11 protein-coding genes and 1 tRNA gene are annotated in these 11,627 nt (G+C 65.8%); 7 read left to right on the top strand and 5 right to left on the bottom strand.

Annotated features, from left to right (window positions below):
- Positions 1-572: N-acetyltransferase (locus Q4C89_RS11440; RefSeq protein WP_303102743.1), on the top strand; the 572-nt coding region annotated here is incomplete at its 5' end.
- A gap of 4 nt (positions 573-576) precedes the next feature.
- Here the strand turns inward: Q4C89_RS11440 and Q4C89_RS11435 are convergent.
- A complete protein-coding gene (locus tag Q4C89_RS11435; protein WP_303102742.1) occupies positions 577-1,428 on the bottom strand; it encodes a VOC family protein in 852 nt (283 codons plus the stop codon).
- Positions 1,429-1,489: 61 nt separating this feature from the next.
- On the bottom strand, positions 1,490-2,662 hold the full coding sequence (gene mnmA / locus Q4C89_RS11430; RefSeq protein ID WP_303102741.1) for a tRNA 2-thiouridine(34) synthase MnmA: 1,173 nt from the start codon (positions 2,660-2,662) through the stop codon (positions 1,490-1,492).
- A gap of 116 nt (positions 2,663-2,778) precedes the next feature.
- On the opposite strand from mnmA, the gene lysA reads away from it, so the two are divergent.
- The 3 genes from lysA (at position 2,779) to Q4C89_RS11415 (ending at position 6,303) form a co-directional block, all read left to right on the top strand.
- Positions 2,779-3,924 (top strand): diaminopimelate decarboxylase, encoded by a 1,146-nt coding sequence (gene lysA, locus Q4C89_RS11425; protein WP_303102740.1) that lies wholly within the window; start codon positions 2,779-2,781, stop codon positions 3,922-3,924.
- Positions 3,925-4,053: 129 nt separating this feature from the next.
- Positions 4,054-5,346 (top strand): S1C family serine protease, encoded by a 1,293-nt coding sequence (locus Q4C89_RS11420; RefSeq protein ID WP_303102739.1) that lies wholly within the window; start codon positions 4,054-4,056, stop codon positions 5,344-5,346.
- Positions 5,347-5,412: 66 nt separating this feature from the next.
- Complete coding sequence (locus tag Q4C89_RS11415; RefSeq protein ID WP_303102738.1) at positions 5,413-6,303, top strand: hypothetical protein; 891 nt, start codon at positions 5,413-5,415, stop codon at positions 6,301-6,303.
- A gap of 121 nt (positions 6,304-6,424) precedes the next feature.
- Here the strand turns inward: Q4C89_RS11415 and Q4C89_RS11410 are convergent, their stop codons facing one another.
- Entirely contained in the window at positions 6,425-6,811 is a 387-nt protein-coding gene (locus Q4C89_RS11410) for a S1 RNA-binding domain-containing protein (RefSeq protein WP_303102737.1), read from the bottom strand.
- 157 nt (positions 6,812-6,968) lie between these two features.
- Between Q4C89_RS11410 and minC the strand changes: the two genes are divergently transcribed.
- Positions 6,969-7,568, top strand: coding sequence for a septum site-determining protein MinC (gene minC, locus Q4C89_RS11405; RefSeq protein WP_303102736.1), 600 nt, complete (start codon positions 6,969-6,971; stop codon positions 7,566-7,568).
- A 70-nt stretch (positions 7,569-7,638) separates the two neighbouring features.
- Positions 7,639-7,714: transfer RNA gene (locus tag Q4C89_RS11400), tRNA-Ala, on the top strand.
- 51 nt (positions 7,715-7,765) lie between these two features.
- Here Q4C89_RS11400 and Q4C89_RS11395 read toward each other — a convergent pair.
- Positions 7,766-9,412: a PQQ-binding-like beta-propeller repeat protein gene (locus tag Q4C89_RS11395; RefSeq protein ID WP_303102735.1), complete on the bottom strand. Its 1,647-nt coding sequence runs from the start codon at positions 9,410-9,412 to the stop codon at positions 7,766-7,768.
- Positions 9,413-9,518: 106 nt separating this feature from the next.
- Between Q4C89_RS11395 and Q4C89_RS11390 the strand changes: the two genes are divergently transcribed.
- Positions 9,519-10,007, top strand: coding sequence for a hypothetical protein (locus Q4C89_RS11390; RefSeq protein ID WP_303102734.1), 489 nt, complete (start codon positions 9,519-9,521; stop codon positions 10,005-10,007).
- A gap of 55 nt (positions 10,008-10,062) precedes the next feature.
- Here Q4C89_RS11390 and Q4C89_RS11385 read toward each other — a convergent pair.
- On the bottom strand, positions 10,063-11,627 hold a 1,565-nt coding region (locus tag Q4C89_RS11385; RefSeq protein ID WP_303102733.1), incomplete at its 5' end, for an ATP-dependent helicase.

Here is an 11,627-nt window from a genome sequence, read left to right as displayed (position 1 = left end):
TCTGCCTGCGGACGGCGGCGAGCGGCGAGGACGGCACCCACCTCTACCGCGACCCTGAGTTAATCGGGCACGTCTACGTCGGGCCGTATCTGGCTCACTCGCCTGAGTTTGCCTTCGTGCTGGAGGACGGGCAGGGCGTGTGCGGCTACGTGCTGGGCGTGCTGGATTCGCGGGCCTTCGCGCGGAGGCTGGAGCGCGAGTGGTGGCCTTCCCTGCGGGCGCAGTACCCTGCCCCGCAGACCCCACCAGCGGAGCGCACCCCCGACGAACGCGCCACCTTTCTCATTCACTCGCCTGAACAGTACGACGACCCGTTGCTGCGCGACTTTCCCTCACACCTGCACATCGACCTGCTACCCAGAGGTCAGGGCGCAGGTCAGGGCAGGCGGCTGATGGAGACGTTGCTGGACGCTTTGCGGCAGGCCGGTTCGCCCGGTGTTCATCTCGGCGTGGGCGGTCAGAACACGCGGGCACAGGGGTTTTACCGGCATCTGGGTTTCGAGGTACTGCGCCGCTGGGAAGGGGGCGGGGCGCTGATGGGCTATCGCCTTTCTACCAGCGCCGAAGCGTAGCTGCTCAGGCTCCCGGCGAACGCAGGTGCAGGGTATTGCCCCAGGGGTCGCGCAGCCGCAGCGTGTCGCCCAGGTCTTCGATTCCGGCGCGGCCCCGCAGCGGGGTCAGGTCCGGTACGAGGACTTCCACGCTACCCAGTCCGGCGGCGGGGGAGGGGTGGCCCTGGCCCCGGCTGTGCCACTCGTTCAGGCCGAAATGGTGGTGATAGCCGTTCCACGACAGGAACTGTGCGCCGGGCAGCGAGGCGACGAGGTCCAGCCCCAGCGCCCCCTGGTAGAAGCGGGCAGCTTCGGCGGCGTTCCCGACCTTGAGGTGAACATGCCCCAGCGTCAGCCCAGCGGGGGCCTGATAGGGCATTGGGGAAGCTGCCTGAAGCTGTTCGGGCGTCAGTCCTGCCGCCGCCAGCACGCCTCGCGCATCCACCGCCAGCGTGTCCATCTGCACCTGACCGTTCACCCAGCGCCAGTCCTCGCGGGGACGGTCGGCATAGACCTCAATGCCGTTGCCTTCGGGGTCGCTGAGGTAAAAGGCCTCGCTCACCAGATGGTCGCCACTGCCCAGGGGCAGGCCCAGCCGCGCCGCGTGCGCCAGCCAGCGCCCCAGTTCGGCACGTGTAGGCAGCAGGAAAGCCGTGTGGTAGAGCCCTGGTCGGGACGTAGGCGGCGCGGGCAGGTCGGTGGCCCGCAGACGCAGCAGGGGCGTGGCGGCGGTGCCCAGCAGCACACCGTCTGTGCCTTCGCTGAGCACATTCAGGCCCAGCAAGTCGCGGTAGAAGTCACGCAGGCGTAGTAGGTCGCGGGCCAGCAGGGTCACCGGGCCGAGGGCAGGCAAAGCAGAAACGGAGGAAGTGGTCATGGCACCATCCTGACAGCTATGCTTTAAAAAATCAAGTAATTTGCATTCTGGTGCTTTTGTCTCAGCCCTGAGCCGCCGGGCGCTTTTTCGGCGGCTGGCCCAGCGGGGGCAATTCGCGGGCATGGTCGGCAATCAGGCCACCGCCCAGCAGACGCGGCCCGGCGTACAGCACGGCGCTCTGGCCCGGCGCGACGGCGAACTGCGGCTCGGCAAATTCCAGCTCGAAGCCCTCGGCGTCGGTGTGGAGCACCCGCGCCCGCACCGGGGCCGTGCGGTAGCGCACCTGCACTTCCAGTTCGGCGGGCAGGTCAGCCAGGTCGAGCAGATAGTTGGCGTTCGTCGCCTTCAGGCCCGTCCACAGGCAGTCCTCGTGGTCGCCCACCCATACGGTGTTGGTCGCCGGGTCGAGGTGAACCACGAAACGCACCAGATGCGACTGGTACAGCCCCAGCCCGCGCTTTTGCCCCAGCGTATAAAACTGTGTGCCGAGGTGCTCGCCCACGACCTTGCCGCTGGAAATTTCGCGGATGTAGCCCTGGGACTGGGGCAGATGCTCGGCCACGAAGTCCTGCACCTTGCCGGGCACGAAGCAGATGTTCTGGCTTTCGGGTTTCTGGGCGGTCAGCAGGCCGCGCTCGGCGGCGATTTCGCGCACGCGGGGTTTTTCCAGTTCGCCCACCGGAAAGAGGATGTAAGGCAGCGCGTCACGCGGCGTGCCCCACAAGAAATAGGTCTGGTCTTTGCGCGGGTCGTCACCCCGGTGAAACTGCACTTCGCCGTCCACCTCGACGCGCTTGACATAGTGGCCCGTCGCCACATAACGGCAGCCGAGCATCTTGGCCTTTTTGACCAGTTCGTCGAATTTGACCTTGGTGTTGCAGTTCACGCAGGGGTTGGGCGTGCGGCCCCGCGAGTATTCGTCCAGAAACGGGCCGACGATGTGGCGCTGAAACTGTTCGCGGTAGTCGAGCAGATAAAACGGCACACCGACCTGCTCCGCCACCCGGCGGGCTTCGTAGGCGGCGTCGGGCGAGCAGCACGAGTCGAAGGTGTCCACCCGCTTGTCGTCGGGCCAAAAGCGCATCATCGCCCCTATGACCTGATAGCCCTGTTCCTTGAGCAAAGAGGCCGTCACCGAGCTGTCCACCCCGCCCGACATGGCGCACAGCACCCGTTCCCCTGCGGCGGGGCGGGCGGTGGTGGTCGGGTCAGGAGCGGAAGAAACAGCCGTCATAGCGCCGGGGAGAGTAGCAGAACGGCGGCAGAAAGAATGTAAGGGGGCGGTACAGACGCCTGCTGGCCCACCGCCGCTGGCCCTTTTCCGCGCTTTTCCGTTTTACACTCTGTCTCATGCCGATTTCCCGCCACGCCCTGAACGACGCTGCTCAACGTTTCGGTACGCCCCTGTACGTCTACGACGAGGCCGAACTGGGAGCGGCGCTGCGGCGCGTGCAGCGGGCCTTCGGGACGGCGCGGCTGTTCTATGCCATGAAAGCCAACCCCAACCTGCATCTGCTGCGCCGCTACGCCGAGGCGGGGCTGGGCTTTGAGTGCGTCAGCCTGGGCGAATTGCAGCGGGCCGAAGCGGTGGGGGCGGCAGGCGAACACCTGATTCTCAACGGCCCCGCCAAGAGTGACGCCGAATACGCGGCGGCGGCGCACTTGGGGGCCACCATCGTCGTGGACCGTGAGGAAGAAGTGGTGCTGCTGCCTCCCGGCTCGCGGGTGCTGCTGCGCGTCAATCCGGCACTGAACGTCAGCACCCACGACCACCTCGCCACCGGAACCGCCCGCAGCAAATTCGGCCTGACGCCGGAGCAGGTGCCGGGCGTGCTGGCCGAACTGACCGACGCCGGACACGAGGTGCTGGGGCTGCACGTCCACATCGGCAGCGCCATCGAAAAGGCCGCAGACTTTAGGGCCGCCTTCGACCGCATTGTGGCCCTGCACGACGACATCGGAGACCTGAGCGTGCTGAATGTGGGCGGCGGCTGGAATCCGAACGCCGACCTGGACGACATCGCGTTCGAGGCACACGAGGCGGCGCGGGTGTTCGGGGCCGAACTGTGGGCCGAGCCGGGCCGTTATCTGGTGGCGAGTGCAGGCTGGCTGCTGACCCGCGTGGTGGGCATCAAGCGCACCGGGCGCAACTTCTGTCTGGTGGACGCGGGCATGACCGAGTTTCTGCGGCCCATGCTCTACGGCGCGACCCACCCGCTTTATCCCATGTGGGACGCCCTGGCCCACGAGGTCTGGGACGTGGCGGGGCCAGCCTGCGAAAGCGGCGACCTGCTGGCGCGGGGCGTGACCCTGCCGACGCCGCAGCGCGGGCACCTGCTGGTCATTGGAGAAGCGGGAGCCTACGGCGCCAGCATGAGCAGCACCTACCTGTCGCGCACCCGCCCCGCCGAGGCGCTGTGGAACGGCACCGACTGGCAGCTTATCCGCCGCCGCGAAACCCCGCAGGAGCTGTGGGCGACGGAATTGACGGAGTGAGACAAGGGGCTCAGGGCTGACTGCGTCGTCTCCGTCTGGCCTTTCTCGGACCTTTAGACTCTGCGTTCTTTCGCTTTCCGCAGACCCCGCTTTAACCCCCATATAACCTGCCTGACGCACCCTGGGGGCATGAACAAGAACCTGTCCCTGCTGGCACTCACTGGAACCCTGGCCCTGGGTGGCTTCCTGGGTTTTCAGGCCAATGAACGCATTGCCGCGCAGCAAAGCCCTACGCCCGTACAAACCACCTTGCAGACGCAAACCGTACAGCCGTCGCCCACCCAGGCGACCAACTACGACAACGGACGCGCCCGCACCGAGTCCGAGGCCAACACCGTGCAGGTCGTCAAAGACCGTCAGGACGGCCTGGTCTACATCAGCGTGACCGAGGCCGACGACAGCAGCGCCGAGGCCAAGATGCGTCAGCGCCTGCAAGAACAGTTCGGCGGCCTGCCCTTCGACCTCCCGCAAGGGGACGGCCAGAGCACGCCCGCGACGGGCACGGGCAGCGGCTTTTTTGTCAACGCTCAGGGCGACATCGTCACCAACAACCATGTGGTGGACGGAGCGAGCGAAATCACCATCCGGCTGCACGGCAACAAGCAGACCTACAAGGCCAAAGTCATTGCCCGTGCCCCCGACTACGACCTCGCGCTCATCCGGGCCGAGGGCGTACCCGCCAGCAGCATCAAGCCCCTGCCGCTGGGCGACTCGGACAAGCTGGACGTGGGCCTCAAGGCGATTGCGATGGGTGCGCCCTTCAACCTCGACTTCTCGGTGTCCGAGGGCATCATTTCCAGCCTGGAACGGCAAGCGCCCGTCGGCAGCCGTGAGGTCATGCAGCCCGTCATTCAGACCGACGCCGCCATCAACCCCGGCAACTCGGGCGGACCGCTGCTGTCGAGCGCGGGCGAAGTGATTGGTGTCAACACCCAGATTCTGACCGGAGGCGCGGGCCAGAGCGCGGGCGTGGGCTTCGCCATTCCCATCAACACGGTCAAGAGGCTCCTGCCACAGCTTCAGGCCGGAACGGGCAACGTGATTCAGCCGCCCAGCCTGGGCATCACCTTCACCGACCTCAGCACCCTCACCGCCGAGCAGCGCCGTCAGGCCGGACTCCCCGAGAGCGGCGCACTCATCCAGAAGGTCTACCCCGGCAGCCCGGCAGCGGCGGCGGGCCTGAAAGCCGGGCAAAACGGGGCGCTCGACCTGTCCTCCCGCGTCAGCGTTTCCACCGATGGCGACGTGGTGACGGCGGTGGAAGGGCAACCCGTGACCGACGGCAGCGACCTGCAACGGGCGGTCATGGCCCAGAAGGCGGGTGACAAATTGCGCCTTACCGTGCGCCGGGGCGGGCAGTCGCGTGACGTGACCGTGACCCTGGGGGCCTTCACCTTTCCGCAAAACGCCGGGCAGGAATAAGCACGGCCTTCATTCGTGCAGATTCAGTCAGTTTCCTCAGGCGGGCGCGTGTTACAACCTACAGTGATGAACAAGATTCTTCAGTGGACGGCCCTCGCGGCCCTGACTGCCAGCACCGCTCAAGCGGCTGATCTTCGCCTGGGCCTCAACACCAGCGCCACCCTGGGCTGCGAAGTGGGGGCCGTGCGCGCCGGGCTGCAAGAAGGCCGCTTCGGCGGGTTTTTGCAGGGCGGCTACTGCACCAGCAACGTGCAGGGCCAACCCGGCAGCGCGGCCTTTGGTGGCGGCCTCACCTTCGACTTCTACCAGTCGCCCAGCCTGAACGCCTACGGTCTGGTCGGCGCGAGCACTTCGCTCGGTGGCAACATCTACGGCGGCGTCGGCGCCCGCTACGGCGTGCCGCTGCTGCCTGTCGAGGCGTACATCGAAGGGGGACTGGCCCGCACGTCGACCGCCATCGGCACCCTGACCTCGCCCCGTTTCGCGCTGGGCATCAACTACGTTTGGCGCGGCCTCGACCTTTCGCAGGCCAACGCGGGCGAGAGCCGTCCCAGCAACATCAGCGCTCCTGGCACGGGCGGCCTGAACGTGGACCGCAACGGCACGGGCACCGCCGCCCCCGAAGGCGACAGCAGTACCGCCCCCGCCAACTGCAACGTCAGCCCCGATGCCGACGCTGCCGCTGCCGAAAGTGCTGCCCGCAGCGCCGCGCAGCAGGCCCTGTCCTCTGCCGCCGCCGCCTACAGCGCCATCTACAGCAACGTCAGCTACGACATCAGCGTGGGCAGTGCCAACATCAGCGGCAACCGCGCCACTGTCACGGGCACGCTGAACCTGCGGGCCACCAACCGCGCCACGGGCGAACCCGTCAGCGGCACCTACAGCGGTGTCGTGACCCTGGTTCGCAGCGGCTGCGGCTGGGTAGCGACGGGCTACCGTCAGAACGGCGGCGAATAAGCAGTGGGGGAGGGGTCGGCCTCTCCCCTTTACTTTGTAGAGTGGTCAAACATCTAAACGCCAGAATCTCTGTATGGAGAAACTGGCGTTCGTTTATTTGGTGCTCGGGTTGTGAATGACTTTACTTCTTACGCTTGCCTGCGGGCTTTTTGCCTGTGCCGCCACCGCCGGGGCCACGCTCTTTGGCATCCCGCATGAACGAACGCAGTTTGGCCTCGAACTGGGGGCTCTGGCGTCCGATGGCACGGGGGCGGGGAACCTCTTCGGGTTCTTCCAGCAGTTCCTTGATGGACAGGTCAAGGCGGCCCCGCTCGTCGCGGCCCAGCACCTTGACTTCGACGTTCTCGCCTTCACGCACATGGTCGTGAATGTTCCGCACGAACGAGTGCGCGATTTGCGAGATATGAACCAGTCCTGTTTCGCCGTTTTCGAACTGAACAAACGCGCCGAAATCGGTGACGCGAGTGATGCGGCCTTCCGCAACGGCACCAGAATCAAGCTGCACCAAGGGTTTTCTCCTTAAAAGGCATGGGCGAAGTCTACACGATTCCCTGACGGCGGTCCATTTAGAAAAGTCGGTCAGTCGCGTCGGGCGCGGGGGCAAGCCGCTGCTGCGCCGCCGGTGCCTTCATGGACAGGTCAGCCATCCTCTAGACTGCGGACATATGAAGCTCCGAGGCACCCTGGGGGGACTCAACCTCCTGCTCGAACCCGGTGACAGCGGTGAGACCGTTCGTCGCTCGCTCCAGACCTACCAGCAGATGCTCTCCGCCCACGTCACCATCGAGATTCAGGGCGACACCCACCCCGAGGCGGTCGAAGCCGCGTTTCAGGGCGTGCGGGAAGCGGGCGGCACCCTGGGCCGGGTCAGGGCGCCCCGCGTCACCGTCAACATGCCGGGCGGGGCCGAGCCGACCCCCAGCGCCCAGACCGTGATCGTGCCCAACAGCGTGCGGGCCGGGTTCCGGGGCGAGTACCGGGGCAGCGTGGTCGTGCTGGGCGATGTCAACCCCGGAGCCGAACTGATTGCCGGGGGCGACGTGATCGTGGCCGGGGCGCTGCGCGGCGTCGTCCACGCCGGGTACGGTGGCGGCTCGCCCGACGCCATCGTGTGGGCCAGACCGATTGCCAGCGCCCAGATTCGCATCGGCGACGCCCTGGCCCGTGCGCCGGAGGGCAGCAGCAACATGCGCCGCACCGACCGCACCGAGCGGGCCGAGCGGGCGTACTTGCAAGACGGCAAAATTGTGATTGATGTCCAGTAGCCGCTCCCCTCTCTGGTTCCTGCTCTTGCAAGGGCTGGGGGGGCGTGGTAGATTCTCTCTCGCCTGAATTGGGGTCGTAGCTCAGCTGGGAGAGCGCGTCGTTCGCAATGACGAGGTCAGGGGTTCGATCCCCCTCGACTCCACCAAAATAAAAAAGTACCCGCCTAACGTACTAGGCGGGTGCCTTTCCGTTTCCCTCAGCGCGGCGCGGCGTATTCGGGGCGGCTGTATTCGGGCAGACCTGGCAAAGGCAGCAGGCGAACCACGGGCAGAGGCAGCAGCAACCGGCGTTCGCCACGCACCACCAGCACGGCCTTTTCGGGGGCGGCCCAGGTCACCGAAGTACCGGGCCAGCGAACCACATCCTTCAGGGAGACGGTGGGCTGTGCGGCTGCACGCACCTGCACAGGCCAGCGCCCTGTATCGTCGCCCAGTTGGAGCAGGCGACCCTGTCCAGTCACCGTCAAGCCAAGGGCCTGGGCCAGGGGCGCAAGCGGCAGCTCAAGCTGCCCGTTCACGACCCTGGCCCCGCTCGCGACCTGCTGGGTCAGTTGAGCCAGTGAAGCAGTCGGCGCAGTCGCAGTGGGCGTGACTGTCCCGGCAGAGGGCGAAACCGTCGGTGGCGACGTGACAGGTTGTGGTGTGGTGGCCTGTGCAGTCGTCGGTCGCCGGGGCTGCTGGCTGTTCGCCGTGGTCGCTGCCGCTTGCCGATTCTGGTGCTGGGCGGCGAGTTCGGCTGCGTCGGGAACACGCCCCCAGCCCTGCGGCGTGCCCCGAAAGGTGGTCCACGGGCCAGTCGCCAGCGGGCGCAAGCGCTCCACGGCCCCCAGTTGACCACCGTCCACACTGAAATAGAGCGTGCCCTGGTCGCTGACCGCCACCCCAGTGTCTATCTTGGCTCCGGCGCTCAGCGTCCAGAGGGGTTGCCCGGTAGCGGTGACCGCGTGCAGGGTGCCGTTCAAGTCGCCCACGACCACGCTGCCGTCACTCAGTTCGGCGGCGGGCGCGGCGATGGCGGCTCCGGCGCGGTACGTCCAGGCGGGTTGTCCGTCGGTGCCGAAAGCGTAGAGCGTGCCGTCATAGCTGCCGACCACGACCAGACCGCCGCTGGTGACGATGGGGCTGGCATTCACGAAAAACCCGGTAGGACGGCTCCAGCGCAGTTCGCCCGCCGGGGAAAGACTGTAGACCTGCCGGTCCGCCGAGCCGAAATAGAGGTTGCCCTGTTCGTCCAGCGCCGGGGAACTGAATACCGAGGAACGCGTCTGGAACGTCCACTTGGGCTGACCTGCGGGCGTGAGGGCATAGACGCGGTTGTTCTGCGCTCCGAAGTACACCGTGCCGTCGGGCGCGAGGGCCGGAGAACTGAAGACGGGGGCGCCGACCTTGAACGTCCAGAGCGTCTGCCCCGCCGTCCCCAGCGCGTAGACCGTGCCGCCCGCCGTCGCCACCACCAGCGTGCCGTCGGGCCGCAAGGCAGGTGTGGCGAAAACGTCGCCGTCCAGCTTGGCCTTCCAGACGAGTTGTCCTGCTGGCGAGAGGCGGTACACCGTGTCGTCGTAGGCGGCGGCAATGGTGGCTCTGTCCGGCGTCAGCAGCGGCTGAGCGCGACCCAGGTCGCCCAGAACGAAGGACCAGAGCGGCTTGCCCTGGCGGTCGGTGTGGTAGACCCGGCTGTCGCTGCCGATAAAGGTCAATTCGCCGCTGGGGGCCACGGTCACAGGCGAAATGACCTTGAGGGGCTGACTCCAGGTGGGCTTGAGTTGCGGGGGCGTCTGGGCCAGCGCCGACGAGGCGAGGAGGGAAAAGGACAGTGCGAGTGCCAGTCGGAGGGCGGATTTCATGGTCGGTGGACTCCTTTATGGTGCCTTTAAGCACTCTTTAGCGTGTGAGGGGAACCGGGGGGCTGGTGGACGCCAGTCAAAGTAGCGCCCTAAGATGTGACTCGTTATGAAAAAGACTCTGATGCTGACTGCGTTTGCCCTGGCTGGCCTCGCTGCCGCGCAAACCGCTCCCGCCACCACCGATGCCATGACGGCCCCTGCCGCCATGAGCGCTGCCGAGAACTTCGGCAAGGCCCAGGAATACGCCGTGCAGGCCGACGTGGCCTACCCCGTGCCCTTCTACGACCGCACGCTGTGGAAGGCCGCCGTGGACCACAGCTACTTCGCGGCCACCCAGGAAGCCAGCAACCGCGACTACAACGCCTACCTCGCGCAGCTCTACACCAAGACCCAGTGGTGGATCAACGCCTATAACGCCTGGAACCGTCTGGGCGAACTGAACGACACCGAAAAGCAGTGGGCTTCCCTCAGCGCCGCCAAGCTCGCTTACCTCGCCCTCCAGCGTGGTGACCGCGCCGCTGCCCGCGCTTACGTGGAAAAGGGCATGAGCTGGGCCGACAGCGCCAGCCTCCAGGCCATCCTCAAGCGCCTGTAACCCCTGGAATAGAAGAAGCGCTCCTCAGGTGGGGGCGCTTCTTTTGCCATTTGTGCTAGAGCCGCGTCAGGTTGGCAAAGCGCACCAGCAGCTTCTTCATTCCGGCTTTCTCAAAATGGACGGTGACTTCCTGCTTGTCGCCTGTGCCTGCCACCGCCAGCACCTGTCCCGCGCCGAATTTGGGGTGGCTGACCTTTTCGCCGCCCCGGAAGGGGAGGTCGGCGGTCAGTAAACTGGTGTTCTTGACGGCAGGTGGCACAGCGGGCGTAGGGGTGGGGCGGTAGTTTTTCCAGCTTTTGGCGCGGTGGGCGACCTGCTGACCGTAGGCGTTGACGGTCTGAAACGTGCCTTCAATGTCTTCCAGAAATTCACTGTCCTCGGCGGCGTTGGTCTTGCCGAACTGCATACGGTTCTCGGCGGCGGTCAGGAAGAGGCGCTCCATCGCCCGCGTGATGCCGACGTAGAAGAGGCGGCGCTCCTCTTCCTTGCCGCTCGGCCCCTCGGCAATCGCGCCCTTGCTGGGCAGCAGCCCCTGCTCCACGCCCACGATGAAAACCACCGGGAATTCCAGCCCTTTGGCGTTGTGGAGGGTCATCAGGGTGACGGCTTCTTCGGGCGCGCCCTTGTTTTCGGCTTTGGTTCGCATGTCGTCCACACTGGACAGCAGCGCGGCCTCGTCCAGAAAATCCGCGATAGAGCCTGCGTTTTCCTGTGACCATTCCTCGGCGGCGTTGACCAGTTCTTCCAGGTTTTCTAGCCGCGTGGCTCCTTCCGGCCCTTCCTGACGCAGCAAATCCAGATAACCGCTCGTTTCCATCACGAAGCGCAGGAAGGGCGCGGGGTCGTAGTTGTCGGCGGCCTCGGACATCGCCTCCATCAATTCGGCAAATTCCACAGCCTTTTGTGCGCCCCGGTCCAGAATGTTCAGCTCGGCGGCGTTGGCGCAGGCGGTCAGGATGGACGCCTGGTTGGCGTGCGCCCAGGCCATCAGCTTTTGCAGCGCCGTGTCGCCAATGCCGCGCCGGGGCCGCCCGATGATGCGCCGCAGCGCCACGTCGTCGGTGGGGTTGATGGCGAGGCGGGCGTAGGCCAGGATGTCGCGGATCTCGCGGCGGTCATAAAAGCCCACGCCGCCCACGATGCGGGCCGGAATCTGCACCCGCCGCAGCGACTCTTCAATGACGCGGGACTGTGCGTTGGTGCGGTACAAAATCGCCATGTCGCTCCAGGGGTGGCCCTGGGCGTGCATCTGCGTCAGCCAGTCCGCCACATAGTCCCCCTCGGCGCGGTGGTCGGTGGCGCGGTGAAAGGTAATGTCTTCGCCCGCCGCCTTGACAGGTTTGAGGGTCTTTTCCAAGCGTTCGGTATTGTTTTCAATCAGTTTGTTGGCGGCTTTCAGGACGCGGGCGCTCGACCTGTAGTTATGTTCCAGCATGTAGACTTTGGCGTCGGGATAATCTTTCTGAAAGTCGAGGATATTTTGAATGTCCGCGCCTCTAAATTTGTAAATACTCTGGTCGGGGTCTCCTACGACCAACAGGTTTCTGTCCCTTGAAGCCAGCAGCCGTGTCAATTCATACTGCGCCTTGTTGGTGTCCTGATACTCGTCCACATGAATGA

Source organism: Deinococcus sp., from assembly GCF_030523985.1.
GTDB lineage: Bacteria > Deinococcota > Deinococci > Deinococcales > Deinococcaceae > Deinococcus.
Note: the sequence above shows the minus strand (reverse complement) of the source record. Positions and strands in the feature narration are given on the sequence as shown.

Bases quoted from the DNA above. Each gene is read 5' to 3' on its own strand.
- minC (WP_303102736.1), top strand. From the start codon at position 6,969: ATGAAGCTCCGAGGCACCCTGGGGGGACTCAACCTCCTGCTCGAACCC.
- Q4C89_RS11395 (WP_303102735.1), bottom strand. From the start codon at position 9,412: ATGAAATCCGCCCTCCGACTGGCACTCGCACTGTCCTTTTCCCTCCTC.
- Q4C89_RS11420 (WP_303102739.1), top strand. From the start codon at position 4,054: ATGAACAAGAACCTGTCCCTGCTGGCACTCACTGGAACCCTGGCCCTG.
- lysA (WP_303102740.1), top strand. From the start codon at position 2,779: ATGCCGATTTCCCGCCACGCCCTGAACGACGCTGCTCAACGTTTCGGT.
- Q4C89_RS11415 (WP_303102738.1), top strand. From the start codon at position 5,413: ATGAACAAGATTCTTCAGTGGACGGCCCTCGCGGCCCTGACTGCCAGC.
- Q4C89_RS11390 (WP_303102734.1), top strand. From the start codon at position 9,519: ATGAAAAAGACTCTGATGCTGACTGCGTTTGCCCTGGCTGGCCTCGCT.
- Q4C89_RS11435 (WP_303102742.1), bottom strand. From the start codon at position 1,428: ATGACCACTTCCTCCGTTTCTGCTTTGCCTGCCCTCGGCCCGGTGACC.
- mnmA (WP_303102741.1), bottom strand. From the start codon at position 2,662: ATGACGGCTGTTTCTTCCGCTCCTGACCCGACCACCACCGCCCGCCCC.